Here is a 26,157-nt window from a genome sequence, read left to right as displayed (position 1 = left end):
TGTGATGAGGAGGGGAAAATCATACCCGGTGGCCTACAGCATCAGGTTCATGGGGAGATTGATGGCCATGCCGATGGCATTGAGGCTGAAGGCTTCCACCTGATCGAGCAGACCGGTCTTAAAGCCCCGCGGTCTGGTACCGGTTATCTTTTCCCAAGTTGTCGCCAGTTCAAAGGGGGTGATCGGCGTCTGCGGGGAATCCCGGGTGGTGATGTCGGCCTGGAAGCCATGAAACCAGCGATTGTCGGGGGCATAGCGTGCGCCGATGTATTCAATCTCGCTGATGGCCTCATGTGGTTCAAGCGCCAGCCAGTTGCCGGATGCGTCGCGCACAAAGGCGCTGCTATCCGGAAACGGAACCAGGCTCACCCTGCGTTCAGCCCCGTTTTCAGGTACGCGGCTGAAATTGAAAACCTTGAAGTCATGCTCCCGGAGTGCGGGGAGGAGGTGGTGGCCGATGAGCCAGGAGTCCAGTTCCAGGCTCCCCGCCAGGATCAGTTTCAGTAATTCGCCGTTATGGGCACTTTCCTGCTTGACCTGCGCCAGCAGGATTTTGGCGTTTTGCAGCTGTTCGTCTGATAAGTTCAGCATTGCTTCTTTTGCTCCCGTTGCAATTTCACGTCGAGTGAGGCATGCCTTTCATGGCTTGACCGATGGCATGGTATGAAGCGCGGGTGCCATGGGTGCCATGGGTGCCATGGGTGCCATGGGTGACAACCCCGTGTTGTCCTGCCTCCTGCCACTTATGTGTAAAACAAGTTCTGGGAGAACTATTGTATGCTTGCTCGCCCTGTCATTCCCATCATCTCATCCCAGCATTCTTTGCAAGGAGTCATTCATGGACTACACCCTGCTCGTTGTCGGCCTTCTGAGCTTCCTCGGCGGCCATTCCGTCTCGATCTTCGCGCGCCCCTGGCGCGATGCACAAGCGGCGAAACTGGGCGAAATTCCCTGGAAAGGGCTATACGCCGTCGTTGCGCTCCTCACCTTCGGGCTGCTGGTCTGGGGCTATGGGGCAACCCGCATCAACCCGATCGTCATCTGGACTCCGCCGGACTGGACGCGACATGTGGCTTCGCTGCTGACGCTGCCCGCCTTCATCCTGATCATCGCCGCCTATGTACCGGGCGATCGTTTCAAAAGCGCCGTCGGCCACCCCTTGCTGGCCGGAACCATGATATGGGCGCTGGCGCATCTGCTGGCCAATGGCAATCTCGGTGATGTACTGCTTTTCGGAGGCTTTCTGATCTGGGCAATAGCAGACTTCATCAGCGCGCGCCGCCGTGATCGCGCCGCCGGAAAGATCTATGTCGCGGGGCCGCTGAGCCGGACGATCATCACGGTCATTGTCGGCATCGTTGCCTGGGCTGCCTTTGCGCGTTTCGGCCACCAGCCACTGATCGGCGTCTCGCCCTTCGCGATCACATAAAAGCGACCCGCCTCCCGCTCTCCGCCTTTCCTTTCCCTGCAAGGCAGGCGGCTCAAGGGTTGCCCCAGCATTCAGGGAAGTTGGGCTTGTGGATTTCACGGTGAGGGCTCATGGGCAGACCGTGGGAAGGTGGGGAAGCGGCTCCGCTCCCATGAAAGCTGACGGCCGGCCTTGACCGGAATCAAAGCCGGCCGGGTTTGGTGGCTTACTGATGGTCCGCCATGGGTGGACAGGTGAAGATCGGGTTGCGGTCCCCATACACGTCGTCGATACGGTTCACGCTCGGCCAGAACTTGTTTTCGGCCACCCAGGGCAGGGGGATGCAGGCCTCGGCGCGGCAGTAGGGACGCTTCCATTCGGCATCGAGCAGATCTTGCTGGGTGTGGGGCGCGTTTTTGAGCGGGTTGTTTGCCGCCGGCCATTCCCCCGTTTCTACCCGGCGGATTTCCTCGCGGATATGGATCATGGCGGCGATGAAGCGGTCGAGCTCGGCCTTCGATTCCGATTCGGTGGGTTCCAGCATCAGGGTGCCGGCCACCGGAAAGCTCACCGTGGGGGCGTGAAAACCGTAGTCCATCAGGCGCTTGGCGATATCCGTCTCGCTGATGCCGGTGGCGGCCTTGAGCGGGCGGATGTCGAGGATGCACTCGTGCGCCACCCGGCCATTTTGACCCTGGTAGAGCACCGGATAGTGCGCCTGCAGCCGGCAGGCCAGGTAGTTGGCGTTCAAGATCGCGGTCTGGGTGGCGAGCTTGAGGCCCCGGCCACCGAGCATGGCGATGTACATCCAGGAGATGGGCAACAGCGAGGCGGAGCCGAAGGGGGCGGCGGACACCGCGCCCTGGCCGGCATTGACCCGGTCTTTCGGGCCGGTGGCCTGGAGCACGTGGTCGGCCATGAAGGGGGCGAGGTGGGCCTTCATGCCGATCGGGCCCATGCCCGGACCGCCGCCGCCGTGGGGAATGGCGAAGGTCTTGTGCAGGTTGATGTGGGCGACATCGGCGCCGATGCGCCCGGGCGAGGTGAGGCCGACCTGGGCATTGAGGTTGGCGCCATCCATATAGACCTGGCCGCCGTGGGCGTGCACGATGGCGCAGATTTCCTGCACCGCCGCTTCGAACACCCCGTGCGTGGAAGGATAGGTGAGCATCAGGCAGGCAAGCCTGGTCTCATGTTGGGCGGCCTTGGCCTTCAGGTCGGCGACATCGACGTTGCCGTTTGCATCGCAATCGACCGGCACCACCGTGAGGCCGGCCATCCGGGCGCTGGCGGGATTGGTGCCGTGAGCGGAGCGGGGGATCAGGCAGATGTCGCGCTCGCCTTCGCCCCGGCTGGCATGGTAGCGGCGGATCGCCACGAGGCCGGCGTACTCGCCCTGGGCGCCGGAGTTGGGCTGCAGACAGATGGCGGCAAAACCGGTGAGGGTCTCGAGCCAGCCGGAGAGTTCTTTCAGCACTTCCAGATAGCCCTGGGCCTGGTCCAAGGGCGCAAAGGGGTGCAGGTCGCTGAACTCGGGCCAGCCCAGGGGGATCATGGCGCTCGTGGCATTGAGCTTCATGGTGCAAGAACCCAGGGGGATCATGGAATGGTCGAGGGCCAGGTCCTTGTTCTGCAGTTTCTTAAGGTAGCGCAGCATCTCGTGTTCGGTGTGGTAGCGCTGGAACACGGGATGGGTGAGGATGGCATCCTGCCGTTTCAGGCCGGCGAGCACGTCATGGCGGGCCGCTTCCTGGTCGAGGGCGGCCAGATCCATGGCCTTGCCGGTCAGGGCCTTGAGCAGGGCGAGGATGTCGGCGCCGCTGGTTTTTTCATTGATGGAAATGCCCAGGGTGTCGCTGCCTGCCTGGCGCAGGTTGAAACCGGCGGCTTGGGCGGCGGCGTAGGCGGCATCGCCCAGATAGACCTGGATGGTGTCGAAATAGCGCTGGGTGAGCACCTTGACGCCAACGGCAGCCAGGCCCGTGGCGAGGATGGCGGTGAGCCGGTGGATGCGCTGGGCGATGGTCTTTAAGCCCTCGGGGCCGTGATAGACGGCATAGAAGCCGGCCATGTTGGCGAGCAGCACTTGCGAGGTGCAGATGTTGGAATTGGCCTTTTCCCGGCGGATGTGCTGTTCCCGGGTCTGTAGGGCGAGGCGCAGGGCCGGCTTGCCGCGCGCATCTTTCGAGACGCCGATGATGCGGCCGGGCATGGAGCGGGCGAAGGCTTGCCGGCAGGCGAAGAAGGCGGCGTGGGGGCCACCGAAACCCAGGGGAATGCCAAAGCGCTGGCTGGAACCCAGGGCGATGTCGGCGCCCATGGCGCCGGGGGATTGCAGCAGCACCAGGGCCATCGGGTCGGCGGCCACGGCCACTATGGCTCCCGTCGCCTTCAAGGCGGCGATGCAGTCGCCAAGGTCGGCCACTTCACCCCTTTGGTCGGGGTATTGCAGCAGGGCGCCGAACACCTTCGCGTCGGCGGCCTGGGCGGGGCTACCGATCACCAGCTCGAAGCCGAAGTATTCGGCCCGGGTGCGCAGCACGTCGAGCGTCTGGGGAAAAGCGTCGCGATCCACGAAGAAACGCTTCGTCCCGGACCTGCCGTCTTGGTGACTGAGGCGGTGCGCCATGGCCATGGCTTCGGCGGCGGCGGTGGCTTCATCGAGCAAGGAGGCGTTGGCAAGCTCGAGGCCGGTCAAATCGACCACCATTTGCTGGAAATTGAGCAGGGCTTCGAGGCGCCCCTGGGCGATTTCGGCCTGATAGGGAGTGTAGGCGGTGTACCAGCCCGGGTTTTCCAGCACATTCCGGAGGATCACCTTGGGGGTCAGGGTGTCGTGGTAGCCGAGGCCGATCAAATTCTTCTTCAGCACGTTTTTTTGGGCGATGGCCTTTAGCTCGGCGAGCGCCTCATGTTCCCGGCGGGGCTCCGGCAGGGGCAGGTCGGCAGGCAGGCGGATGGCTTCAGGGAGGGTCTGATCCATCAGGGCTTCCAGGCTGCCGGCGCCGATCGCGGCCAGCATGGCGGCCTGTTCGGCAGGGCCGGGGCCCAGGTGGCGGGCGATGAATTCGTCCTGTTGTTCCAGGTCGGCAAGGCGGGGGGCAGATGGGGTCATGGAAAATCCAGGCGTTTTCGGAAAATCACAAAGGCTTTGGCGTGGCCAAGGCTTTGGGGCGGCAAAGGCTTTGAAGGGCAAAGGCTTTGAAGGCGGCCAAGGCTTTGGGGCGGCGGGCCGCCCCGAGCCGGTCGCTAGCGGAGGCGGAAATGCGGACGTAGATCAGGCCGCATCGATGCTGGCCTTGTAGCCGGCGGCATCGAGCAGGCCATCGAGGTCGGCGGCATTGGCCGGGGCGAGCTTGAATAGCCAGGCGGCGTAGGCGTCCTGATTCACGCTTTCGGGGGCCTCCACGACGGCCTCGTTGATGGCGGTGACGGTTCCGGCCACCGGGGCATAGACATCGGCGGCGGCCTTCACCGATTCCACCACGCAGCTCTCCTCGGCGGCGGCGAGTTCCTGGCCCACGGCGGGGAGTTCCACGAAGACCAGATCCCCGAGCAGGTCCTGGGCGTGGTCGGTGATGCCCACGGTAAGGGTGCCGTCGGCTTCGAGACGGACCCATTCGTGCGAGGCGGTGTATTTGAGTTCGGCGGGGATGTTCATGGAAAACTCCGTTTGAAGAAAGGGTTGCAAGGAAGATGAGGTGCGAGGAAGGTTCCTGGGTCGATCAGATCAGGGCCTTGCCGTGCCGGACGAAGAGCGGACGGGTGACTTCGGCGTCGAGGCGCTTGCCGCGGATCTCCACCTTCACCCTGTCGCCGATGGCAACCCCCAGGGGCAGGCGGGCGAAGGCGATGGAACAGCCCAGAGTAGGGGAGAAGCTGCCGCTCGTGATGTCGCCCTCGCCCTGGGCGGTGACGACCTTCTGGTGGGCGCGCAGGACTCCTTGCGTGAGCAGTTTCAGCCCCAGGAACTGCCGCTGCCGGCCCTTTTCCAGCAAGGCGGCCTTGCCGACGAAATCCCGTTCCGAGGCAAGGTCCACGGTCCAGGCCAGACCCGCATCGAGGGGAGAGACGCTCTCATCCATGTCCTGACCGTAGAGGTTCATGCCGGCTTCGAGGCGCAGGGTGTCGCGGGCGCCCAGGCCGCAGGGCTTGACCCCGGCGGCGAGCAGGGCGTTCCAGATGTCCTCGGCCTGGGCGGCGGGGACGGTGAGTTCGAAGCCTTCCTCGCCGGTGTAGCCGGTGGTGGCGATGCAGAGGGGGCCGACCTCGACCGCGAAGAAGGGGCCCGGCTTTTCGGTGGCGGGCCGCACTTCCGGTAGCACTTCCCAGACCCTGGCCTTGGCGTGAGGGCCCTGCACGGCGATCATGGCCACGGCCGTGGGCCCCGTGCGCAAGGGGATCAGGCACACGTCGAGCCACCACTCGCAAAGGCGCTCGGCCATCCAGGCGAGATCCTTGTCGGTGCTGCCGGCATTGATCACGAGGCGGTAGTGGGTGTCGGACAGGTAATAGACGATCAGGTCGTCCACCACACCGCCGGCTTCATTCAAGAGGGTGCTGTAGAGCGCCTTGCCGGGGGTCTTCAGCTTGCCTATGTCATTGGCGATGAGGCGAAGCAGGAAGGTCTTGACGTCGGGGCCGATGGCCTCCACGGCGCACATGTGCGAGACATCGAACATGCCGCAGTCGCGGCGCACGGCGTGGTGCTCCTCGATCTGGGAGCCGTAATGGAGCGGCATCTCCCAGCCGCCGAAATCCACCATCCGGGCGCCGAGGGCGCGGTGGGCGGTATTGAGTACCGTGGTCTTGAGCATGATCAACCCCTTGGAGGCGTGTTTTGACGCGGTTTCGAGATAAAGAAAAGGGTGAGTCGGATGGGAGCACTGGGCAGGCCATGCGATTCACCTCCCTGTTCTCGATACCCTCGATACCCTCGATACCGGGGGCAGCCAGTTCTGGCCGTTTGCCCCATCGGTGGGCACCGCGATCCTGGCAGCAAAAGCCGGCTCTCCAGAGTTGTGATGGTCACATCCTGGTGCTCCAAGGGGTTCCTGATGGTTTCACAGTCGGGTTTCACGATCGGGTTTCACGATCCTTTGCCTGCGCGTTTGCGGCTGCGGGCAGGTCGCCCCGTCCTCTTCCAAGGAACGCAGCGCACTATAAAGGGGGGCGTGGCGGCTGGCAACAAGCAGGATCCTGAATCCGGCCGTTACCCCGCCAATGCGAGCGGCCCTGGGGGGGAGCCAGGGCGGGGGCGGTCGGGTGATTTTCGCCACCCCATCGTTTCGCCACCCCATCGTCCACGAACGCCTTCTCGCGCCTGGCCTGGGGCAACGGCTCTGCAACTGCGCCGACATGACGCAAGGCCGCCTGGATATGCACGGATATGGGTGGATATGGGCGGATATACACGGATATGGGCGATGCGCGCCGTGAGCTCCGGTCAGCTGGCCTGGTGCGGTAGGGGTCGTTCATTTCGCCTGCGCCTTGTGAGCCTCAACGTAGGAGCGCAAAACGGCGTTCATGCGCGACTGATAGCGCTTGCCGGTGTGCTTGAAGAACTCCAACACTTCGGCATCAATGCGCAGCGTGATTTGCTTCTTGGCATGGGGCAACTGCTCCGCCGCCTTCATCCAGACGTCATCCGGCAGATAGGGTGCGTCGCTGTAGTCGATGGCCTCATCAGGCATGGCCGCTACCGCCTCAAGCTCGGCACGTTGTTGCGCCGCTAACGGCGGCAAATTCTTGGGGTCAAGGGTGAGCTTGACGGTATTGCTTGCGTTCTTGCTCATTGGCTTTTCTCGCTGAAATTAGCCGGATGGTTTCCTCATGCCGGACGGTATGAACAACATACAGCAAGGCGGGGGCGGCATAGCCGATGGTGGCCCATCGATCTTCGCCGTAGTCCTCGCGCCCGTCGTACACCTTAATGCGGTAAGGGTCGAGCAGCACTCGCGCCGCAAGGCTGAATTGCACGCCGTGTTTGCGCAGGTTTAGCGCCTCTTTGTCGGCGTCCCATTCAAAGTCCATGGCTTTATGGTAGATTCGTTTTGTAGTTACATTAAGCCTTTTTTACTGCCTTTGCAGGCTGCAAAGCTTCCAGCTTGCCATCCGCTTGGCCGCATCGGTCAATACGGTTTGCGGGCCTGTCTTTGAGCACCGGGCCGGGGGCGGAGCGGGGAGTGCGGTGGGAATGTGCTAGCATCCACGTTTTGCTGCGTATTTCGTTCCCGCCCGTGTCATCCCCCGCGAATTTCGACTTTCACTGCCACTCCACCGTTTCCGACGGCCTGCTGCCGCCGGCTGAAGTGGTGGCGCGGGCGGCCGGGCTGGGCGTCAGCCACCTGGCGCTCACCGACCACGATGATATCGACGGTCTGCCGGAGGCCCGGCAGGCGGCAGAGGAACGAGGGCTGGTATTCGTCAATGGAGTGGAAATCTCCATCGAGTGGGAAGGCAACCCGATTCACGTGGTGGGGCTGGGTTTCGATGCCCGACATCCCGGCTTCGTGGAGGGACTCGTCAGTGTGCGCAGCGGCCGGGTGGAACGGGCGCGGCGCATGGGTGATGCGTTTGCCGCCATCGGCATTCCCGGTGTGTTTGAAGGCGCCATGCGCCATGCGGGCAATCCCCTGCTGATTTCCCGGGCCCACTTTGCCCGCCACCTGGTGGAAACCGGCCTGTTCAAGGAGCCCCGCAACGTCTTTGATCATTACCTGGTGCCAGGCAAGCCGGGTTATGTGGAACACCGCTGGGCCAGCCTCGGCGCGGCCCTGGGCTGGATTCATGCCGCCGGCGGTGTGGCCGTGGTGGCCCATCCTGCCCGCTACAAGCTTTCCAGCGGGCAGATGCGCCGCTTCCTCGGCGACTTCAAGGACCTGGGCGGGCAGGCCATCGAGGTGGTTTGCGGGAGTCACAGCCCGGACCATATCCTTCACTATGCCCGCCTGGCGCGCCAGTTTGCCTTTCATGCCTCCCGGGGTTCGGACTTTCATGGCCCCGTAGAGAGCTATGTGGACCTGGGCTGCCTGCCTGCCCTGCCTGAAGACCTGAAGCCGGTCTGGCGCCTGCTCGATATCTGAAAATCAAAAGAACGATTCATGCCCCAATTACTTGCCATCAATAATGAAAACCCCCAGCAGCGCTATCTGGCCCGTGCGGCAGAGATGCTGCGCGATGGCGCGGTGATCGCCTTTCCCACCGACTCTTGTTACGCCCTGGCCTGCCATCTGGGGGACAAGGAGGCTCTGGACCGCATCCGCGCCATCCGGGAGGTGGATGACCGGCATCACCTGACCCTGATGTGCCGGGACCTCTCCGAGATCGCCAAGTACGCCCGGGTCGATAATGCCCAGTATCGCCTCCTCAAGGCGGCGACCCCGGGGAGCTATGTGTTCATCCTGGAAGGCACCAAGGAATTGCCGCGCCGGGTGATGCACCCCAAAAGAAAGACCATCGGCCTGCGGGTACCGGATCACCCTGTCGCCCTGGCCCTGCTCGATGAGCTGGGGGAACCTTTGCTCACCACCACCTTGCAGCTCCCCGGTCATGAAGCCCCGCTCACCGAGGGCTGGGAGATTCAGGATGCCCTGTCCGGGCGGATCGAACTGATTCTGGATGGCGGGCAATGCGGCACCGATCCCACCACGGTGATTGATCTGACCGGAACGGTGCCGGTGCTGGTGCGCCAGGGGCGTGGCCCCCTGGAACCCTTTGGCCTGAATGCGGAATGACTTGGCAGGGCTCTGATAACATGACGTTTTTTGGTGGTGCCCGATGGAAAATCTGATCCAGACCCTGGCCCTTGCGGCCCTGCCGGTGATCTTTGCGATCACCCTGCACGAGGCCGCCCATGGCTATGCCGCCCGCCATTTCGGCGATCCCACCGCCTGGCTGGCGGGGCGCATCAGCCTCAATCCCCTGCGCCACATCGACCTGTTCGGCACCATCCTGCTGCCCCTGGGCATTTTGCTCTTGTCGTCCGGGGGGATCTTGTTTGGCTACGCCAAGCCGGTGCCGGTGGATTTCGGCCGGCTGAGGCATCCCAAGCGTGACATGCTCTGGGTGGCGGCGGCGGGACCGGCGTCGAATCTGCTCATGGCCTTCTTCTGGGCCGCCTTGCTGAAACTCGCCTGGGAGATGCCCAGCAACCCCTACACCCTGCCGCTTTCCGAAATGAGCAAGATCGGCATTTCCATCAACCTCGTGCTGATGGTGCTCAACCTCCTGCCGCTGCCACCGCTGGATGGCGGCCGGATTGCCGTAAGCCTGCTGCCGGGCCGCCTGGCCTGGCAGTTTGCCCGGATCGAACCCTTTGGTTTTCCCATCCTCATCCTGCTGCTCTTTACCGGTGTCCTCGGGCAGATTCTCTGGCCCGTCATCGGGGTGGTGCAGGGTGGTATCGAATCCATCTTTCAGTTGTATTGACGAGCCATGTACGCAGAACGAGTGCTTTCCGGCATGCGCCCCACGGGGGCCTTGCACCTGGGTCATTACCATGGGGTACTGGCCAACTGGGTCAAACTCCAGCAGGACTATCCCTGCCTCTTCTTCGTGGCGGACTGGCATGCCCTGACCACCCAGTACGACGATCCCCGCAATATCCACCAGAACAGCATGGACATGGTGGTGGACTGGCTGGCGGCGGGCGTGGACCCGGCGCAAGCCACGATCTTCATTCAATCCCAGGTGCCCGAGCATGCCGAACTGCACCTGCTGTTGTCGATGATGACGCCCCTGGGCTGGCTGGAGCGGGTGCCGACCTACAAGGATCAGCAGGAAAAGCTCGCCAGCAAGGACCTTTCCACCTACGGCTTTCTCGGCTATCCCTTGCTGATGAGCGCCGACATCCTGATCTACCGGGCCGACAAGGTGCCGGTGGGCGAGGACCAGATTCCGCATGTCGAATTCACCCGCGAGCTGGCGCGGCGTTTCAACCACCTGTATGGCCGCGAACCCGGTTTTGCGGACAAGGTCGAGGCGGCCCTGGCGCAGCTGAACAGCAAGCATCGCCGCAGTTACAAGGAACTGCGTACCCGCTTTCAGCAGGAGGGGGACAAAACCGCCGTGGACAAGGGCAAGGCCCTGCTGGCCGAAGCCAGCCTGTCCCTGGAAGACCGGGAACGTCTGCTGGGATACCTGGAAGGCACGGGCAAGACCATTCTCGTGGAGCCCGGCTACCTGCTTACCCAAGCCGCGAAAATGCCGGGGCTGGATGGCCAGAAAATGAGCAAGTCCTATGGCAACACCATTGCGCTGCGCGAAGCTGCGGATTCCGTCGCAAAGAAGATCAAGGCCATGCCGACCGATCCGGCCCGTGTGCGTCGTAACGATCCGGGCGACCCGGAGAAGTGCCCGGTCTGGCAGCTGCATCAGATCTATTCCGGCTCAAGCTGCCGCGACTGGGTGCAGCAAGGCTGCAAGAGCGCCGGCATCGGCTGCCTCGAATGCAAGCAGCCGGTGATCGACGGCATTCTCGAGGAACAGGCCCCCATGCAGGAGCGGGCACGTCACTACCAGGAAAATCCGGCGCTGATCCGGAAAATTCTGGCGGATGGCGCAGACCAGGCTCGGGAACTGGCGTGCGCCACCCTGCGTGATGTGCGCAGTGCCATGGGGCTGGATTACCGCTGATGGATTTCACCCTTGACGAGGCCATGGTCTGGGTGGTCATCGGCTTTCTTGGCCAGGCCCTGTTTTCCGCCCGTTTCATCATCCAGTGGCTGCACAGCGAGAAGGCCCGGAAAAGTGTCGTGCCCTTGTCCTTCTGGTACTTCAGCATCGCCGGCGGCGCCGTGCTCACCGCCTACGCCATCTATCGCAAGGACCCGGTCTTCATCTTTGGTCAGAGCCTGGGGCTGCTGATTTATGTGCGCAATCTGGTGCTCATCCATCGGCACCGGGAATCGCCGCAGGCCCCGCAATGACCGGGGTGCTGGACGCACCCGGGGCGGTGCAGGCCGGGCTGCCGATGCTGGCGCGCATCTATGGTCAGCCCCTGGCCGAGATGCCCGCCGACCTCTACATCCCGCCCGATGCCCTGGAGGTCATGCTCGATGCCTTTGAAGGTCCCCTCGACCTGTTGCTGTACCTGATCCGCAAGGCCAATATCGACATCCTCGACATTCCCATGGCCCCCCTGACCCGCCAGTACCTGAGTTACATCGACTCCATGCAGGTCCATAACCTGGAACTGGCAGCGGAATACCTGGTGATGGCGGCGATGCTGATCGAGATCAAGTCGCGCATGCTGCTGCCCCGGCCCAAAGCGGCAGAGGGCGAGGAGGCTGACGATCCCCGGGCCGAACTGGTGCGGCGGTTGATGGAGTACGAACAGATCAAGCTGGCCGCCCAGCAGCTCAATGCCCTGGATCAGGCCGGGCGGGATTTCCTCTGGGTCGAAACCCTGGTCGAAAAGTGCCGGCTCAAGCGCTACCCGGAAGTGAGACTCGACGACCTCAAGGACGCCTGGCTGGGTATCCTGCGCCAGGCCCGCTTGCACCAGCACCATCAGATCGGTCGGGAAGAGTTGTCGGTGCGCGAGCACATGGGCATCATCCTGCGCCAGCTGCAGGCGCAGGGCGGCTACGTGCAATTTGAAGCCCTGTTTGATCCGGCCATGGGCGCGCCCGGCCTGGTGGTACATTTTCTTGCCATGCTCGAACTGGCGCGGGAGCGGCTGGTGGAAATCACGCAGACCGAAGCCTTTGAGCCGATTTATGTCAGACAGGCCTGCACGAACCGTGAAAGCGAGGTGAATTATGGAACTGGCAACGATCAGGCAGGTGCTTGAAGCCGCGCTGCTGGCAGCCCAGGAGCCGCTGAGCCTCGCTGATCTCAAGAAGATGTTTGATGACGAATTGTCAAACGAGGTGTTGTGCAAGCTGCTCGACCAGATCCGTAACGAGTGGAAGGCGCGGCCAGCCGAATTGATCCAGCTGGCCTCCGGTTGGCGTTTTCGCACCCGGGCCGAGTTCATGCCCTATCTCGAACGCCTGAACCCGGAAAAGCCTCCCCGTTATTCTCGCGCCGTGCTGGAAACCCTTTCCATCATTGCCTACCGCCAGCCGGTTACGCGAGGGGATATCGAGGAAATCCGCGGCGTGGCCGTCAATACCCATGCCATCCGCGTGCTCGAAGAGCGGGGCTGGATCGATGTCGTGGGCCACCGGGAAACGCCCGGGCGCCCGGCCCTCTATGCCACCACCCGCAAATTCCTTGACGATCTGGGTTTGCGCAGCCTGACTGAATTACCGGCCCTGGAGGCCATTCCCCCAACAAACCTGGAGCTTGCCGATGCGGCCTAAGAAAACCCCTTTTCGCCCTGCCACCCCGCGTTCCGCCCCTGCTGGCGAACGGCGGCACGGCACTGCCGAAACTGACCCTTCTCCCGAGGCGGCTCAGCGCCGACGTCCGGCACGGCCTACCGGCGGCCCCCGGGGCGATGCTTCCCGTCCGGCCCAGCCGCGCGCCAAACCCGTCCCTGAAGCTCCAGAAAGCGAGCGCTTGCACAAGGTGCTGGCCCAGGCCGGCCTCGGTTCCCGGCGGGAAATGGAAACCTGGATCGCCGAAGGCCGGGTCCAGGTCAATGGGGAGCCCGCCCAGGTGGGTCAGAGCGTCGGTCCCCGGGACCGGGTCAAGGTCAACGGCAAGCTCGTCAGCCTGCATTTCTCCAATCGTCTGCCGCGGGTACTCATGTACCACAAGCCCGAAGGCGAAATCGTCTCCCGGGACGATCCGGAAGGCCGGCCGAATGTCTTTACCGCCCTGCCGCGCCTGCGCGGTGGCCGCTGGGTGGCCGTGGGGCGTCTGGACCTGAATACCTCGGGGCTGATCCTGTTTACCACTTCCGGTGAACTCGCCAATCAATTGATGCACCCGGGCTCGGAACTGCTGCGCGAATACGCCGTGCGGGTGCTGGGCGAATTGTCGATGGCATCCCAGCGCCAGTTGCTCGATGGCGTGATGCTCGAAGACGGCATGGCCCAGTTCGATTCCCTGGAAGATGGCGGCGGCCAGGGCGCCAATCACTGGTACAAGGTCACCCTTCATGAAGGGCGTAACCGGGAAGTGCGGCGCATGTTCGAAGCCGTCGGTTCCAGGGTCAGCCGCCTGATCCGGGTCCGCTACGGCCCCTTCTTGCTGCCGCCCTGGTTGAAACGGGGCCAGAGCCGGGAACTCGAAGAGGCGGATGTGAAGCGGCTGATGCAAGGCCTCAAGGCCGCGTCGGCAAAACCCGTTGCGGCAAAGGAAGACTGAGTTCCGCAGACTTCATCCGGCGCCGCCCCGTTTCCTGTTGACTCCCGCTTGCCGATCGGGCCTTGGCTCGTTCGGCAAAAGTCGTTATAATTCTACGGTTTGTTCCGCCGGCCGGAATTCGGTGCGGTTTTATTGTGATGGGCTTCGCGCCCATTTTTTTATTGTGGCTATGGATTTACATACCCTGCTGGAAAAAACGGTCAACGGCCTCGGCTACGAGCTGGTGGATCTGGAAATGTCCCCCAAGGGGCGGACCCTGCGCGTCTTCATCGACAAGCTCGACAGGGAAGGTGGAATTGACGTGGATGATTGCGTCACCGTCTCCAACCAGTTGTCCCGACTCCTGGAAGTGGAAAATGTGGACTATGACCGCCTGGAGGTGTCATCTCCCGGGCTGGACAGGCCCGTGAAAAAACGAGCGGATTTTGAACGCTTTGCCGGGCAGGACATCCAGTTGCGTGTGCGCATGCCCCTGAATGGGCGGCGCAACTTCCAGGGGGAACTCCTGGGTCTGCGTGATGGCAAGGTGGCACTGCGCCTGGAAACGGGCGAAGTGGAACTGGATCTGGAAAATATCGAGAAAGCACGTCTGGTGCCTGACTTTGGTTGAGCCCGGCGGATTAGGAGGTCTGAAACGATGAGCCGTGAAATGTTGTTGCTGGTGGATGCCCTGGCCCGGGAAAAGAATGTGGCCAAGGATGTGGTGTTCAGCGCCCTGGAAAGTGCGCTGGCTTCGGCTACCAAGAAGCGTATCCACGACGAGGCCGATGTCTGGGTGACCATTGACCGGAACACGGGGAATTACGAGTCCTTCCGCCGCTGGCAGGTAGTGGACGATAGTGCCTACGTCAATGAATTCACGGAGATTCCCCTCTCCGAGGCCCGCAAGGACGATCCGGACGTGGAAGTCGGCGACTACCTGGAAGAAGCCCTGGAGCCCATCGATTTTGGCCGGATCGGCGCCCAGGCCGCCAAGCAGGTGATCCTGCAGAAGATTCGCGACGCGGAGCGGGAACAGATTCTGGCCGATTTCCTGGAGCGCAAGGAGCACATCGTCTCCGGTACCATCAAGCGCATGGAACGCGGCAATGCCATCGTCGAAGCCGGCAAGATCGAAGCCATCCTGCCCCGCGACCAGATGATCCCCAAGGAAAACCTGCGCGTCGGCGACCGGGTCCGGGCTTATCTGCTGCGCATCGACCGGGGTGCCCGCGGTCCCCAGATCATCTTGTCCCGCACGGCCCCTGAATTCATCATCCGGCTCTTTGAAATCGAAGTGCCGGAAATCGAGGACGGCCTGATGGAGATCAAGGCCTGCGCCCGGGACCCCGGTCAGCGCGCCAAGATTGCGGTCAAATCCAATGATCCCCGTGTTGATCCCATTGGCACCTGCGTGGGTATGCGCGGCAGCCGGGTGACTGCGGTGCGTAACGAAATTGGCGGTGAGAACATCGACATCGTCCTGTGGTCTGCCGACCCGGCCCAGTTCGTGATCGGCGCACTGGCACCGGCGGAGGTTTCCTCGATCGTGGTGGACGAAGAGAAACACGCCATGGATGTGGTGGTGGATGAGGCCAACCTGGCCATCGCCATCGGCCGCAGCGGCCAGAACGTGCGCCTGGCGTCCGAACTGACCGGCTGGAACATCAATCTGATGACCCAGGACGAATCCGAGAAGCGCCTGGAGGCCGAGTCTGCCGCCACCCGGGTGCTGTTCATGGAAAAGCTGGATATCGACGAGGAACTGGCGGACCTGCTGATTGAAGAAGGTTTTTCCTCGCTGGAAGAGGTGGCCTATGTGCCGCTTGCTGAAATGCTGGAAATCGAGGGGCTGGACGAGGGTATCGTCAATGAGCTCCGTAATCGCGCCCGTAATGTTTTGTTGACAGAAGCCATCGCCACTGAAGAACATCTGGACCAGGTGGCCGAAGATCTCCTGAGTCTGGAAGGCATGGACAAGGAAGTGGCCGCCAAGCTGGCGGCCCACGGCATCAAGACTCGGGATGAATTGGCCGAACTGGCCGTGGATGAACTCACCGATATGACCGGGATGGACGAGGAAAAGGCCAAGGCCATGATTCTCAAGGCCCGGGCCCATTGGTTCGAGTAAGGGGGTAGAAGTATGTCGACAACCATCGTTTCCCAGTTCGCTGGCGAACTTAAAATGCCTGTGGATGCCCTGCTGGAGCAACTGGCGAAGGCAGGGGTCAGCAAGCAGGGAGCTCAGGATCGCCTGACCGATCAGGACAAGGCCAAGCTGCTGGATTTCCTGCGTCGTTCCCACGGCGAAGCCGAAACCAAGACCAAAATCACCCTGACCCGCAAGGAGACCTCGGAAATCCGTGCTACGGACTCCCATGGCCGTGCCCGCACCGTCCAGGTCGAAGTGCGCAAGAAGCGCGTGCTGGTCAAGCGCGACACGCCCGAACCGGGGGCGGCCGAGGCCAAGTCTGGAGCCCCGTCCGCCGCCCCAGAACAGAAGCCCGTTCCCGTACCCGAAACCGTGGCGCCCGTTGCACCTGCGCCCGTTGCACCTGCGCCTGTTGCACCTGAAAGGGTGCCTGAGCCCGTGGTCGAGCCCGTGGTTGAGCCGGTGATCGAGCCCGTCGTCAAGGTGCCCGCACCCGAACCCGAAGTGGTTCCCGAGCCCGCCCCGGTTGTCGGGAAGCCGGCCGAAGCCGCCCCCGCACCGGCCCGGCCCGAAACCAGGGCTGGCGCCGCCGCCGCGCCGGTGCGCAAGGCCAAGACCGTGGTCAAGCAATCTTTCCTGGGCGAAGCCGAACTCAAGGCCCGCGCCGATGAAGAGCGCCGCCACCAGAGTCTGCTCGAACGCCAGGCCCGGGAACTGAAGGAAAAGCAGGAGCGCCAGGCCGAAATCATCCGGCTGCGCCGCGAGGCCGAGGAAAAGGCCGTGGTCGCCAAGGCCGCCGAGCTTGCCAAGCAGCAGGTGGCGGCTCAGGTTACAACCGAGGCCAAGCCGTCCGAGAAGACCCTGCACAAGAAGCCGGATGCCGAGAAGAAGGGCGCCAAGAGCGGCAAGGATGCCTGGAACGACGGCAAGAAAAAGCCGGGCCTCAAGACGCGTGGCGCCGTGGGCGGCACGGGCTGGAAGGAAGGCGGCAAGCACGGCAAGAAGAGCGCCCCCAAGAGCGAGGGTGAAGGCGGCTTCCAGGCCCCAACCGAACCCATCGTGCGCGAAGTGCATGTGCCCGAGACCATCTCGGTTGCCGATCTGGCGCACAAGATGGCCGTCAAGGCCACTGAAGTGATCAAGACCCTGATGAAGATGGGCTCCATGGTCACCATCAACCAGGTGCTGGACCAGGAAACCGCCATGATCGTGGTGGAAGAAATGGGCCATGTCGCGGTTGCTGCCAAGCTGGACGATCCCGATGCCTTCCTCGATGAGGATCATCACGCCGAACACAATGACGCCACGCTCGAGCCCCGTGCTCCGGTGGTGACGGTCATGGGTCACGTCGACCACGGCAAGACCTCGCTCCTGGACTGCATCCGCCGCGCCAAGGTGGCTTCCGGCGAAGCCGGCGGCATCACCCAGCACATCGGTGCCTACCATGTCGAAACCGATCGCGGCATGATCACCTTTCTCGACACCCCGGGCCACGAGGCCTTCACGGCCATGCGCGCGCGCGGCGCCAAAGCCACCGACATCGTCATCCTGGTGGTGGCCGCCGACGACGGCGTCATGCCCCAGACCAGGGAAGCCATCCACCACGCCAAGGCGGCCGGTGTGCCCATCGTCGTGGCGGTCAACAAGATCGACAAGCCCGATGCCAATGTTGACCGGGTCAAGCAGGAACTGGTGGCCGAAGGCGTCGTGCCGGAAGAATACGGCGGCGATTCCCCCTTCATCCCCGTCTCGGCCAAGAAGGGCCTGGGCATCGACGAACTGCTCGAGAACGTGCTGCTCCAGGCCGAGGTCCTGGAACTCAAGGCTCCCAGAAAAGCCCCCGCCAAGGGCCTGATCATCGAAGCCCGCCTCGACAAGGGACGGGGCCCGGTGGCCACCATGCTGGTGCTGTCCGGCACCCTGAAGCAGGGTGACGTGGTGCTGGCCGGCCCGGTATTCGGCCGCATCCGTGCCATGCTCGACGAGAACGGCAAGCCCATCAAGGAAGCCGGTCCTTCCATCCCCGTGGAAATCCTCGGTCTTTCCGATGTGCCGGCTGCCGGCGAGGAAGCCATGGTAATGACCGACGAAAAGAAGGCCCGGGAAATCGCCCTGTTCCGTCAAGGCAAGTTCCGCGACGTCAAGCTCGCCAAGCAGCAGGCCGCCAAGCTGGAAAACATGTTCGAGCAAATGGGCGAAGGCGAAGTGAAGTCCCTGGCCCTGATCATCAAGGCCGACGTGCAAGGTTCCCAGGAAGCCCTGGTGCAGACCCTGACCAAGCTTTCCACTCCGGAAGTGCGGGTCAATGTGATTCATGGCGCCGTCGGCGGCATCACCGAATCCGACGTCAATCTGGCCCAGGCTTCCGGCGCCGTCATCATCGGCTTCAACATCCGTGCCGATGCCAACGCCCGCAAGCTGGCCGAGAACTTCGGTGTGGATATCCGTTACTACAACGTCATCTACGATGCGGTCGATGACGTGAAGGCCGCCCTGTCCGGCATGCTCACTCCCGAAAAACGGGAGGTCATCACCGGCCTCGTGGAAATCCGCCAGGTGTTCCTCATCTCCAAGGTGGGTGCCATCGCCGGCTGTCTGGTGCAAGAAGGCGTCATCCGGCGCAACTCCCGTGTCCGTCTGCTGCGCAACCATGTGGTCATCTGGGACGGCGAGCTGGAGTCCCTGAAGCGCTTCAAGGACGACGTCAAGGAAGTCAAGGCCGGCTTCGAGTGCGGTCTGTCTCTCAAGAACTTCAATGAAATCAAGGAAGGCGACATGCTCGAAGCCTACGAGATTCAGGAAGTGGCCCGTACCCTTTAAGCTGCCAGCAATGGAAATCGTGCGGCGAGGCGAGGCTTGTCAGCCCCGGCCTCGCTGCACTTTTCCGGGAGTCAGAACATGAAAAGTTTTTCCCGATCTGACCGGGTCTGCGAGCAAATCCGCCGCGACCTGGCCGACATCATCCGCACCGAATTGAAGGACCCTCGTATCGGCATGATCAGCCTCACCGCCGTGGAGCTGACCCCCGACTACGCCCATGCCAAGATTTATTTCACCACCCTGGACACGTCGCATCTGCCGGAAATCCAGGTCGGTCTGCGCCGCGCCGGCGGTTTCATGCGCCGGGAACTGGGGCGTCGGGTGCGCATCCATACCCTGCCCGAACTGCACTTCATCCATGACGATTCCCTGGAGCGGGGCGCCAGCCTGTCCCGGCTGATCGACGAGGCCGCCGCCCTGTCCCGCACGAGCGAGGAGGAAGCGCCCGGCGCCGCGGCATCCGGGGAGGCCGGATGATCACTGCCGATAAACGCGGCCAATAAACGCCGCCGATAAACGCCGCCGTGTGCCACGAATGGCAACAAGGCTCCCTCGGGAGCCTTGTTGTTCAGAGGGCTGACCGCAGGGTTTCCCGCGGTGCTTACCGCAGGGCTTCCTTGATACGGTACAGGGCTTCCAGGGCTTCCCGGGGGCTGAGGCGGTCCGGGTCCAGGGCTTCGAGTTCTGCCAGCACCGGGTGGGGCTCCGTCCGGACTTCCGGCTCGAGGGCCGGGGCGCTGGCAAACAGGTCGGGCTGCAGGGGGTTTTCCGAAGCTTTTTGTTCCAGTTCCCGGAGCTGCTTTTTCGCCGCCCGCACCACGGCGCCGGGCATGCCGGCCAGGGCCGCCACCTGGATGCCGTAGCTCTGGTTGGCCGGACCTTCTTCCACGGCGTGCAAAAAGACGATGCGATCCCCGTGTTCCACCGCATCCAGATGCACATTGGCCAGGGTAGGGTGATCCTGGGCCAGGCGGGTGAGTTCGAAATAGTGGGTGGCGAACAAGGTCAGGCTGCGGTTCTTTTCCAGGAGGTGGCGGCAGATGGCAAAGGCCAGGGCCAGACCATCGAAGGTGGAGGTGCCCCGGCCGATCTCGTCCATCAACACCAGGCTGTTGGGACTGGCATGGTGCAAGATGGCGGCGGCCTCGGTCATTTCCACCATGAACGTGGAGCGGCCGGAAGCCAGGTCGTCGGAGGCGCCGATGCGGGTGAAGATGCGGTCCAGGGGCCCTAGTCGGGCGGTGCGGGCGGGCACGAAGCTGCCCACCTGGGCAAGCAGGGCGATCAGGGCCGTCTGGCGCATGTAGGTGGATTTGCCGCCCATGTTGGGGCCGGTGATGAGCAGCAGCCGGCGGCTCCCGGAGAGCTCCAGGTCGTTGGCGATGAAGCTGGCGCCGCTGCCTTCCATTTCTCCTTCCACCACCGGGTGGCGTCCCGCCTCGATGTAAAGGCCCGGCTCGTGGCTGAATTCCGGCCGGCACCAGTTGCGGCGCAGGGCCGTGTCGGCAAAGCTGGCCAGCATGTCGAGCTGGGCCACGGCCCGGGCAATGGCCTGCAGGCGGCCCACTTCCGGCTGCAGACGCGTCAGGATGTCCTCGAACAGGGCCTTTTCACAGGCCAGGCCCCGCTCCTGGGCGGAGAGGGCCTTGTCTTCAAACACCTTCAGCTCCGGGGTGATGTAGCGCTCGGCATTCTTCAGGGTCTGGCGGCGGCGGTAATCCTCGGGAATCTTGTCGGTGTGGGTGTGGGTCACCTCGATGTAAAAGCCATGCACCTTGTTGTATTCCACCTTGAGGCTGGCGATGCCGGTGCGCTCCCGCTCCCGCGCTTCCAGGTCCATCAGGAAGGCACCGCAGTTGTCGCTCAGGGCCCGCAGTTCGTCCAGCTCTGCATCAAAGCCCGGAGCGATCACGCCCCCGTCCCGGATCAGGGCAGCAGGCTCCGCCGCAATGGCCCGGCAAAGCAGGTCCAGGGCTTCGCCCGGGGCCACCAGCTCGGCCGCCAGCTGGGCGAGCAGGGGGCTGGCTTCGAGGGCGGACGATGGCGGCGCCGCCAGGATGTCGGCCAATTCCGGCAGTTGGGCCAGGGAATCCCGCAGGGCGGAAAGGTCCCTGGGCCGGGCGTTCATCAGGGCGATGCGGCCGGCGATGCGTTCCAGGTCGGCCAGGCCCTTCAAGGCCCGGCGCACTTGACCGGCCAGATGGCCGTAATCTTCCAGCAGCACGGCTACCGCCTCCTGGCGGGCGGTGGGCAGGGCCGTGTCCCGCAGAGGATGGTGCAGGGCCTGACGCAGGTAGCGGCCCCCCATGCTGGTGACGCAGGTGTCGAGCAGGGAAAACAAGGTAGGGGAGGGCTGGCCCCGCAGGGTCTCGGTAAGCTCCAGGTTGCGCCGGGTGGCCGTGTCCAGGCCCAGGTAGGCCCCTTCCTGCTCTACCTGCAGGCCCTGCACATGGGGCAGAGCCCGGGCCTGGGTGATCTGGGCGTACTGTAGCAGGGCGCCGGCCGCGGCCAGGGCCGGGCCTAGCTCATCGGCCCCGAAGCCGCCCAGGGAGCGCACCTTGAAATGCTCGCAGAGCAGGGTCCGGGCGCTGTCCGGATCGAAATGCCAGTCCGGCCGCCGGGTCGAGGCCACGCCCTCGGGCAGGGGGATTTCCAGGCCCTCCGGGAGCAGGATCTCCGCCGGGCGGATGCGCTCCAGGGTGGCGCCCAGCTGGGCGGCGGGAATCTCGGTGAGGATGAATTCGCCGCTCGCCAGGTTGAGGCGGGCCAGGCCGACCGTCTGGCGCGCCTGGGTGAGGGCCAGGAGCAGCACATCCCGGCGTTCATCGAGCAAGGAGGCATCGGTGAGGGTGCCCGGGGTGACGATGCGGGAGACCGCCCGCTCCACCGGCCCCTTGCTGGTGGCCGGGTCGCCGATCTGCTCGCAGATCACCACGGATTCCCCCAGCTTCACGAGCTTGGCCAGGTAGCCTTCCAGGGCATGATAGGGAATGCCGCACATCTTGATCGGCACCCCGAGCGACTGGCCCCGGGTAGTGAGGGTGATGTCCAGCAGCCGCGCCGCCTTTTCCGCATCCTCGTAAAACAGCTCGTAGAAGTCCCCCATGCGATAGAACAAAAGCATGTCCGGGTGCTGTACCTTGAGGCGCAGGTACTGGCGCATCATCGGGGTGTGTTTTTCAAAGCCCTTTGCCACCACGTCCGGTCCGCTTGTATCCCTTGTGGTTTCTTGGTTTTGGTTATTTTTTGAACTCATTTGACATCAGGTGATATCGCGTATTGCCTTGCAAAAAGTAGCCCATGGGTAGCTTTCGAGAGGTATTATCTGCCCGTGCGTCAAACATTGGGCTACCTTCCCTGTTGTTGGTGCTCGATGTTTTATTTTCTTCAATAAAAACAGTTGGTTGCATAAACGTGTTGGGCTACCTATTCGCTCGTGAGGCTTCGCGTGAAAATTGAACTGAATAGACGAATTATCCTTGATCAGCTCCGAATCGACGAGAAGCCTGTCGGGATCGTCGACGGGAAGATGGTCTTCGAGCCCAACCCCCAAAAGGCTCCCTACATCGTTTTCGACACCAAGCTGGTGGGTTTCGGGGTCAAAGTCTCCGCAGGCCGGAAGACATTCGTCATACAAAAGAAGGTCGCCGGGCGAGTGGTCAAGGCAAAGGTCGGCGACGTTTCGGACTTCGCGAAGCTTGAAGACGCTCGAACCAAGGCGACGGAGTTGTCGCTCTCGATTCGCCAAACAGGCTCCAACCCAAACGCAGAGCGTCGCCGATTGATCGCTTCGGAAATCACGCTCGGAGATGCGATGGCCCGCTACCTCACGTACTTGAAGAATCGAAAGAATCCGGCCACGGAAAACACGATCAAGGGCTTCGAGCGTTCAGAGCGCAAGCTTTCCTTCTGGAAAGGGCGACGAGTGAAATCGCTTGCGTCAGACGAGATCAAGGAAAAGTTCGACGAGCTGGCCGCTACGGCGCGGACGGCCACCGAGCAGACGTTTCGCTGGGCCTCGGTGTCTGTCGAGCATGTTCTCAGCTTGGAGGCGGTGAACGCCCAGTCCGAGGGGCGGCAGCCCGGCTTGTTGGCGAATCCCTTCAAAACCCTCGTTCACCTCGGCTGCTACCGAACACGTGCCGAGTTGGAAACGGAGTGGGAGAAGAACCGGATGCGCAAGCCGATGGATTTGGCCGAAGTCGGCCGCTTCCTCGAAGCGGTTTGGGCCAAGCGGTTCGTCAACGACAACGACACGGGCTGCGACTTCATTTTGCTGATGCTCCTGTGGGGATGCAGGAAGAGCGAGCACGCCGGTTTGGTTTGGCGGGAAATTCTGGCTCCGGAGGGGAGGGAGCCGAAGTCCCCGCAGGATGACCCATTCAAGGTTTCTTGGCTGGACCTTTCGGAAGGGGCTCTGCGCTTCCACAAAACCAAGAATCAGCGGCCGCACAAACTGCCGCTGGGCCCTTGCGCTCAAAAACTTCTGCAAATGAGGCAGCAGGCTCAGTCCGAGCGTTGGGCCAACAAAGAGGGCTTCGTGAAAAAACGCCGCTTCGTGTTCCCGGCCCAGAGCGATGCCTCCAAGGCTGGCCACTACGTCAACTCGAATGATCTATTGGAACGCCTAGCGGAAGAGGCTGGGCTTCCGGGCATCACTCAGCACGACATTCGGCGGACCTTTGGACAGATCGCTCTAAACCATGCGGGACTTCAGCCCCACTTGGTGAAGCGCCTGCTCAATCATGCCAGCGGCGACGTGACGGATCGTTACACGCAAGCGGAATGGGGGATGGTCAAGGACGCGATCACCAAGGTTGAAGAGATCATCCTCAAAGCGGCGCCGAACGTCTGGAATGCTTTGCGGCCGGATGGCGCCGAAGAGCTGCCGGCTCCGGAACCGCACCAATTGAAGCCGACGAAGCCTCGGCCGGGCCGCCCCAGAAAGCAATTGGATGGCGGCGATGTATGATTATGGCGTTTGCGATTTCGGCGCGGCGATGGGCCGGCAGCCGCCGAATTCGCCACTATCAAAAGGATAAACATGACCGACTTGGCGATGGCCGCGCCCGCTTCGGCGCTTTCGATTGATCCTGCGAGCATCCAGATCCCCGGATTACCCTCGTTGCAGGAAATCCTGCTGCTTGACGCCCTAGGAAGAATGCCGGACGAGTCGATCCTTGAACCGGCCTTGGCGGCGCTCTACCTGAGAGTCTCGGAGCAGACGCTCGCTAGGCTGAGAAGCGAAGGCGGCGGGCCGGATTATTCCCAGCCGAAGGAGGGCGGTCGGAATGCGAAGGTTTCCTACCGGATGGAGGATCTGCGCCGATGGCATCGGAGCGGCTAGGTGTCCTCGACGATGGAGGCGGCAAAAAGCCGGGGGCTCTGTTTTGCCTCGCTCATGGATTTGGCGATCCCTCAGCCATTCTGGCAATCGGCGGACGGCAAGCTCGACTCTCCGGCCCTGATCGGCTCGGCCTCTCTCGCTTTGACGAAAAATCGGCCGTCCTCGAAATCGTGTGGCTCTCGGTGATTGAGGCGATGGGCGTGCCGTGGTCCGACACGAAGGCTCGGGCGCTGTTTCAAGACGCCTACTCGGAGCTCCTCCGGAATGAGGCCAGCTGGTCGAGAGCGATTCAGGAGGAGTTTGAATTGCTGGAAATTACTTCCGAGAGCTAACTTGAGCTTGGATTTTTGCGACATGCTTGCGCCCCTAAGCGGTGAAGGCCCTTTCCGAGATCATGGGGAATAGACCTGGCATGTCCGAGAGAAACGAGACCGACGCAATGGTCCAACTTTGAAGCCCAGCAAAGGGCTTTGTTTTGTCCGAAATACAGGAAGGCCCGGAACATAGGGGGAAATCCGATGCATGTCGCCGCCTTGCATGTAGTGATCGAGGGGTGCGAATTACGGAGAATTCAGTTTCCCTTAGCTACGCTAAAACGATGCAGGTAGTGCCATAAGGAGGGCTTGACATCGCCGTCGGGTAGAGAGAGTATTGTTTCGAGTTTTTCGAGTTTAATGGAGGTTGTTATGACTGTTCTCACCAAGCGCGATGCCAGAAAAATCATTGAGGACGCCTTTCTCAGTAAGGTGGATGTCCTCATGTTCGGAGGGGATGGTGCCAAGGCCAAAGCCAGCAGAAAGGGTGCGGCAGCCGTAGTCGGGGCCCTTGTGGACGTCATCGAGAAAGACGACCAAGTCGCCGGGGCTATTTCGGTCCTGCATCCCGTCCGCAGTGCGGATATATGGATGAAAACCGAGGCCGTCGCCTCCATGCTCGGATACAGTAGACCTTACGTGGTCGCGCTGCTCGATTCCGATGAGTTCGAGGGGAAGGTCAAACGCTCCACGGGTGGGCAGCGTTCCGTCCTTCGCTCGGATGTTGAGGCGTGGATGGAGTCGCGCGGTCTTTCGGGGCCTGCTGTCCGTCCCGAAAGGAATATCCTCAACGACTCCCCGGCTGAATTCTTTGACGAGCCCCCTCCCGAGGAAGGGCAGGAGGCCGCACTCGCCCGCATAGCCGCAGAGCGGGCCGAGTCGGAGATGCACCGGCCGGCGAGGCGGCGTAAATGACTGTTGCAGCCCGTCTTCTGGTTGATGCCTGCATCCTGGTCAAGGGCAACGTCTCGAATGTTTTTTTTGACATGGCTCAGTCGGGCCTCGTCTCGCTTCACTGGACCCCGGAGATCGGCGAGGAGTTCATACGTAATTGGGCAATCAAGCGAGCGTGGTCCGACGATATCAAGAAGGATGTCACGCCACAGCGGAAATACGATTCTGTCATCTTGGCAAACGAGGAAAAAGCGCGCGAGCGCCTGTCTAATTTCGAGGCCATGCAGCCCGAATGGAGCATCCCAGGTTGGAATATGGAGAAGATGCGCCAAGCCGTTCCTCCGGATAGGCTGCGGGTAGGAGAGACTCACGGTGTTCATCCGAAGGACTATTCTGTGGCCCTCGCAGCGATAGCCATGGCACGAACCTTCAAGGAGGATGAGGCGTGGCTCGTGTCAGAGAATCAGAAGCATCTGCCTCCGGGGATTTTCAAGCGCTACGATGTGTGGTCGGTTAACCAAGGAACGGGCTTGGCGGCCCTTTTTCAGGATTATCCCGATGCAGTGATGGGCAGTCTGCTCAAGACCCTACAGGACACGAAGGCTCCACGGTTGACCAAGGAGGACATGATCGGCATCGTATCCTCCGGAAGTTTTTTTGGCGTGCCTGACGTGGCGCGCAAAATGGAGGAATACTGGAAGATTCACGATATCCCCAGAAAGCCTAAGGTCACTCGACCTCTCCCAAGGCAGGACCCACTCGCCCCTTGATCTCTATCTGGCTCAATGCATCCGAAAACCCGCTTCGATGCATTCTGGGTGTTGAGCTAAGTGCAGCGTTCCAGCCTTCAGGTTCGGTTTCGGACCACGCCGCTGCGGGTGCAAGGCCACCCCGTTGGCCGACTCCCGCGCCTGCTGCGCATAGACCGTCGAGCGGGGAAATTCGAGCACCCGGCAGACCCGCTCCAGGCCATAGGGCTTGC

The 26,157-nt window shown here is 62.5% G+C and carries 26 protein-coding genes; 18 read left to right on the top strand and 8 right to left on the bottom strand.

Annotated features, from left to right (window positions below; genetic code table 11):
* Positions 1-33: 33 nt before the first annotated feature.
* Positions 34-591 (bottom strand): hypothetical protein, encoded by a 558-nt coding sequence (locus WBH99_RS01995; RefSeq protein WP_424218437.1) that lies wholly within the window; start codon positions 589-591, stop codon positions 34-36.
* Positions 592-838: 247 nt separating this feature from the next.
* Between WBH99_RS01995 and WBH99_RS01990 the strand changes: the two genes are divergently transcribed.
* Complete coding sequence (locus WBH99_RS01990) at positions 839-1,429, top strand: NnrU family protein (RefSeq protein ID WP_424218436.1); 591 nt, start codon at positions 839-841, stop codon at positions 1,427-1,429.
* Positions 1,430-1,634: 205 nt separating this feature from the next.
* Here the strand turns inward: WBH99_RS01990 and gcvP are convergent, their stop codons facing one another.
* From gcvP to WBH99_RS01965, 5 genes are all read right to left on the bottom strand, one after another.
* Entirely contained in the window at positions 1,635-4,523 is a 2,889-nt protein-coding gene (gcvP, locus tag WBH99_RS01985) for an aminomethyl-transferring glycine dehydrogenase (RefSeq protein ID WP_424218435.1), read from the bottom strand.
* Between the two features lie 162 nt (positions 4,524-4,685).
* Positions 4,686-5,069: a glycine cleavage system protein GcvH gene (gene gcvH / locus WBH99_RS01980; protein WP_424218434.1), complete on the bottom strand. Its 384-nt coding sequence runs from the start codon at positions 5,067-5,069 to the stop codon at positions 4,686-4,688.
* Positions 5,070-5,133: 64 nt separating this feature from the next.
* Entirely contained in the window at positions 5,134-6,225 is a 1,092-nt protein-coding gene (gcvT, locus tag WBH99_RS01975; RefSeq protein ID WP_424218433.1) for a glycine cleavage system aminomethyltransferase GcvT, read from the bottom strand.
* 657 nt (positions 6,226-6,882) lie between these two features.
* On the bottom strand, positions 6,883-7,203 hold the full coding sequence (locus WBH99_RS01970) for a BrnA antitoxin family protein (RefSeq protein WP_424218432.1): 321 nt from the start codon (positions 7,201-7,203) through the stop codon (positions 6,883-6,885).
* Complete coding sequence (locus WBH99_RS01965; RefSeq protein ID WP_424218431.1) at positions 7,163-7,441, bottom strand: BrnT family toxin; 279 nt, start codon at positions 7,439-7,441, stop codon at positions 7,163-7,165. Before WBH99_RS01965 ends, WBH99_RS01970 begins: the two co-directional genes overlap by 41 nt.
* A 206-nt stretch (positions 7,442-7,647) precedes the next feature.
* Between WBH99_RS01965 and WBH99_RS01960 the strand changes: the two genes are divergently transcribed.
* The 12 genes from WBH99_RS01960 to rbfA all read left to right on the top strand — a co-directional run bounded on the left by WBH99_RS01960 (position 7,648) and on the right by rbfA (position 19,097).
* Complete coding sequence (locus tag WBH99_RS01960) at positions 7,648-8,493, top strand: 3',5'-nucleoside bisphosphate phosphatase (protein ID WP_424218430.1); 846 nt, start codon at positions 7,648-7,650, stop codon at positions 8,491-8,493.
* Between the two features lie 18 nt (positions 8,494-8,511).
* Positions 8,512-9,144 carry an L-threonylcarbamoyladenylate synthase gene (locus WBH99_RS01955; protein WP_424218429.1) on the top strand — a complete coding sequence of 211 codons (633 nt, stop codon included), beginning with the start codon at positions 8,512-8,514 and terminating at the stop codon, positions 9,142-9,144.
* 43 nt (positions 9,145-9,187) lie between these two features.
* A complete protein-coding gene (locus tag WBH99_RS01950) occupies positions 9,188-9,838 on the top strand; it encodes a site-2 protease family protein (protein WP_424218428.1) in 651 nt (216 codons plus the stop codon).
* A gap of 6 nt (positions 9,839-9,844) precedes the next feature.
* On the top strand, positions 9,845-11,044 hold the full coding sequence (locus WBH99_RS01945; protein WP_424218427.1) for a tryptophan--tRNA ligase: 1,200 nt from the start codon (positions 9,845-9,847) through the stop codon (positions 11,042-11,044).
* Complete coding sequence (locus WBH99_RS01940) at positions 11,044-11,337, top strand: lipid-A-disaccharide synthase N-terminal domain-containing protein (RefSeq protein ID WP_424218426.1); 294 nt, start codon at positions 11,044-11,046, stop codon at positions 11,335-11,337. Before WBH99_RS01945 ends, WBH99_RS01940 begins: the two co-directional genes overlap by 1 nt.
* Positions 11,334-12,203, top strand: a complete 870-nt coding sequence (locus tag WBH99_RS01935) for a segregation and condensation protein A (protein WP_424218425.1) — start codon at positions 11,334-11,336, stop codon at positions 12,201-12,203. The genes WBH99_RS01940 and WBH99_RS01935 overlap by 4 nt, the downstream gene beginning before the upstream one ends.
* Positions 12,172-12,717, top strand: coding sequence for an SMC-Scp complex subunit ScpB (gene scpB / locus WBH99_RS01930; protein WP_424218424.1), 546 nt, complete (start codon positions 12,172-12,174; stop codon positions 12,715-12,717). The genes WBH99_RS01935 and scpB overlap by 32 nt, the downstream gene beginning before the upstream one ends.
* On the top strand, positions 12,707-13,669 hold the full coding sequence (gene rluB / locus WBH99_RS01925; RefSeq protein WP_424218423.1) for a 23S rRNA pseudouridine(2605) synthase RluB: 963 nt from the start codon (positions 12,707-12,709) through the stop codon (positions 13,667-13,669). Before scpB ends, rluB begins: the two co-directional genes overlap by 11 nt.
* Positions 13,670-13,838: 169 nt before the next feature.
* Positions 13,839-14,279 (top strand): ribosome maturation factor RimP, encoded by a 441-nt coding sequence (gene rimP, locus WBH99_RS01920; protein WP_424218422.1) that lies wholly within the window; start codon positions 13,839-13,841, stop codon positions 14,277-14,279.
* Between the two features lie 27 nt (positions 14,280-14,306).
* Positions 14,307-15,779: a transcription termination factor NusA gene (gene nusA, locus WBH99_RS01915; protein WP_424218421.1), complete on the top strand. Its 1,473-nt coding sequence runs from the start codon at positions 14,307-14,309 to the stop codon at positions 15,777-15,779.
* Between the two features lie 12 nt (positions 15,780-15,791).
* On the top strand, positions 15,792-18,620 hold the full coding sequence (infB, locus tag WBH99_RS01910) for a translation initiation factor IF-2 (RefSeq protein WP_424218420.1): 2,829 nt from the start codon (positions 15,792-15,794) through the stop codon (positions 18,618-18,620).
* Between the two features lie 78 nt (positions 18,621-18,698).
* Positions 18,699-19,097: a 30S ribosome-binding factor RbfA gene (rbfA, locus tag WBH99_RS01905; RefSeq protein ID WP_424218419.1), complete on the top strand. Its 399-nt coding sequence runs from the start codon at positions 18,699-18,701 to the stop codon at positions 19,095-19,097.
* Between the two features lie 124 nt (positions 19,098-19,221).
* On the opposite strand, the gene mutS is transcribed toward rbfA, so the two are convergent.
* The gene (mutS, locus tag WBH99_RS01900) at positions 19,222-21,783 is read right to left on the bottom strand and encodes a DNA mismatch repair protein MutS (RefSeq protein WP_424218517.1); all 2,562 of its coding nucleotides are present in this window, start codon (positions 21,781-21,783) and stop codon (positions 19,222-19,224) included.
* Positions 21,784-22,068: 285 nt separating this feature from the next.
* On the opposite strand from mutS, the gene WBH99_RS01895 reads away from it, so the two are divergent.
* The 5 genes from WBH99_RS01895 (at position 22,069) to WBH99_RS01875 (ending at position 25,945) form a co-directional block, all read left to right on the top strand.
* Entirely contained in the window at positions 22,069-23,592 is a 1,524-nt protein-coding gene (locus tag WBH99_RS01895) for a tyrosine-type recombinase/integrase (RefSeq protein ID WP_424218418.1), read from the top strand.
* A 72-nt stretch (positions 23,593-23,664) separates the two neighbouring features.
* Positions 23,665-23,967, top strand: coding sequence for a hypothetical protein (locus tag WBH99_RS01890; protein ID WP_424218417.1), 303 nt, complete (start codon positions 23,665-23,667; stop codon positions 23,965-23,967).
* Positions 23,949-24,299, top strand: a complete 351-nt coding sequence (locus WBH99_RS01885; protein WP_424218416.1) for a hypothetical protein — start codon at positions 23,949-23,951, stop codon at positions 24,297-24,299. Before WBH99_RS01890 ends, WBH99_RS01885 begins: the two co-directional genes overlap by 19 nt.
* Before the next feature lie 354 nt (positions 24,300-24,653).
* Entirely contained in the window at positions 24,654-25,196 is a 543-nt protein-coding gene (locus WBH99_RS01880) for a helix-turn-helix transcriptional regulator (RefSeq protein ID WP_424218415.1), read from the top strand.
* On the top strand, positions 25,193-25,945 hold the full coding sequence (locus WBH99_RS01875) for a hypothetical protein (RefSeq protein ID WP_424218414.1): 753 nt from the start codon (positions 25,193-25,195) through the stop codon (positions 25,943-25,945). Before WBH99_RS01880 ends, WBH99_RS01875 begins: the two co-directional genes overlap by 4 nt.
* 12 nt (positions 25,946-25,957) lie before the next feature.
* Here the strand turns inward: WBH99_RS01875 and WBH99_RS01870 are convergent.
* A partial coding sequence (locus WBH99_RS01870; RefSeq protein ID WP_424218413.1) for a hypothetical protein occupies positions 25,958-26,157 on the bottom strand: 200 nt, incomplete at its 5' end.

The sequence above is a fragment of the Azovibrio sp. genome, assembly GCF_049658005.1.
Lineage (GTDB): Bacteria > Pseudomonadota > Gammaproteobacteria > Burkholderiales > Rhodocyclaceae > Azovibrio.
This window is presented reverse-complemented; position numbering and strand designations above follow the sequence as displayed.

What these genes read in the sequence shown, in the direction of transcription:
- WBH99_RS01995 (WP_424218437.1), bottom strand. Translation starts at nt 591, where the DNA reads ATGCTGAACTTATCAGACGAACAGCTGCAAAACGCCAAAATCCTGCTG.
- WBH99_RS01880 (WP_424218415.1), top strand. Translation starts at nt 24,654, where the DNA reads ATGACTGTTCTCACCAAGCGCGATGCCAGAAAAATCATTGAGGACGCC.
- rbfA (WP_424218419.1), top strand. Translation starts at nt 18,699, where the DNA reads ATGAAAAGTTTTTCCCGATCTGACCGGGTCTGCGAGCAAATCCGCCGC.
- gcvP (WP_424218435.1), bottom strand. Translation starts at nt 4,523, where the DNA reads ATGACCCCATCTGCCCCCCGCCTTGCCGACCTGGAACAACAGGACGAA.
- WBH99_RS01970 (WP_424218432.1), bottom strand. Translation starts at nt 7,203, where the DNA reads ATGAGCAAGAACGCAAGCAATACCGTCAAGCTCACCCTTGACCCCAAG.
- rimP (WP_424218422.1), top strand. Translation starts at nt 13,839, where the DNA reads ATGGATTTACATACCCTGCTGGAAAAAACGGTCAACGGCCTCGGCTAC.
- WBH99_RS01940 (WP_424218426.1), top strand. Translation starts at nt 11,044, where the DNA reads ATGGATTTCACCCTTGACGAGGCCATGGTCTGGGTGGTCATCGGCTTT.
- gcvT (WP_424218433.1), bottom strand. Translation starts at nt 6,225, where the DNA reads ATGCTCAAGACCACGGTACTCAATACCGCCCACCGCGCCCTCGGCGCC.
- rluB (WP_424218423.1), top strand. Translation starts at nt 12,707, where the DNA reads ATGCGGCCTAAGAAAACCCCTTTTCGCCCTGCCACCCCGCGTTCCGCC.
- WBH99_RS01950 (WP_424218428.1), top strand. Translation starts at nt 9,188, where the DNA reads ATGGAAAATCTGATCCAGACCCTGGCCCTTGCGGCCCTGCCGGTGATC.
- WBH99_RS01955 (WP_424218429.1), top strand. Translation starts at nt 8,512, where the DNA reads ATGCCCCAATTACTTGCCATCAATAATGAAAACCCCCAGCAGCGCTAT.
- infB (WP_424218420.1), top strand. Translation starts at nt 15,792, where the DNA reads ATGTCGACAACCATCGTTTCCCAGTTCGCTGGCGAACTTAAAATGCCT.
- WBH99_RS01935 (WP_424218425.1), top strand. Translation starts at nt 11,334, where the DNA reads ATGACCGGGGTGCTGGACGCACCCGGGGCGGTGCAGGCCGGGCTGCCG.
- mutS (WP_424218517.1), bottom strand. Translation starts at nt 21,783, where the DNA reads ATGCGCCAGTACCTGCGCCTCAAGGTACAGCACCCGGACATGCTTTTG.
- WBH99_RS01945 (WP_424218427.1), top strand. Translation starts at nt 9,845, where the DNA reads ATGTACGCAGAACGAGTGCTTTCCGGCATGCGCCCCACGGGGGCCTTG.
- nusA (WP_424218421.1), top strand. Translation starts at nt 14,307, where the DNA reads ATGAGCCGTGAAATGTTGTTGCTGGTGGATGCCCTGGCCCGGGAAAAG.
- WBH99_RS01990 (WP_424218436.1), top strand. Translation starts at nt 839, where the DNA reads ATGGACTACACCCTGCTCGTTGTCGGCCTTCTGAGCTTCCTCGGCGGC.
- WBH99_RS01890 (WP_424218417.1), top strand. Translation starts at nt 23,665, where the DNA reads ATGACCGACTTGGCGATGGCCGCGCCCGCTTCGGCGCTTTCGATTGAT.
- WBH99_RS01965 (WP_424218431.1), bottom strand. Translation starts at nt 7,441, where the DNA reads ATGGACTTTGAATGGGACGCCGACAAAGAGGCGCTAAACCTGCGCAAA.
- gcvH (WP_424218434.1), bottom strand. Translation starts at nt 5,069, where the DNA reads ATGAACATCCCCGCCGAACTCAAATACACCGCCTCGCACGAATGGGTC.
- WBH99_RS01885 (WP_424218416.1), top strand. Translation starts at nt 23,949, where the DNA reads ATGGCATCGGAGCGGCTAGGTGTCCTCGACGATGGAGGCGGCAAAAAG.
- WBH99_RS01875 (WP_424218414.1), top strand. Translation starts at nt 25,193, where the DNA reads ATGACTGTTGCAGCCCGTCTTCTGGTTGATGCCTGCATCCTGGTCAAG.
- scpB (WP_424218424.1), top strand. Translation starts at nt 12,172, where the DNA reads ATGGAACTGGCAACGATCAGGCAGGTGCTTGAAGCCGCGCTGCTGGCA.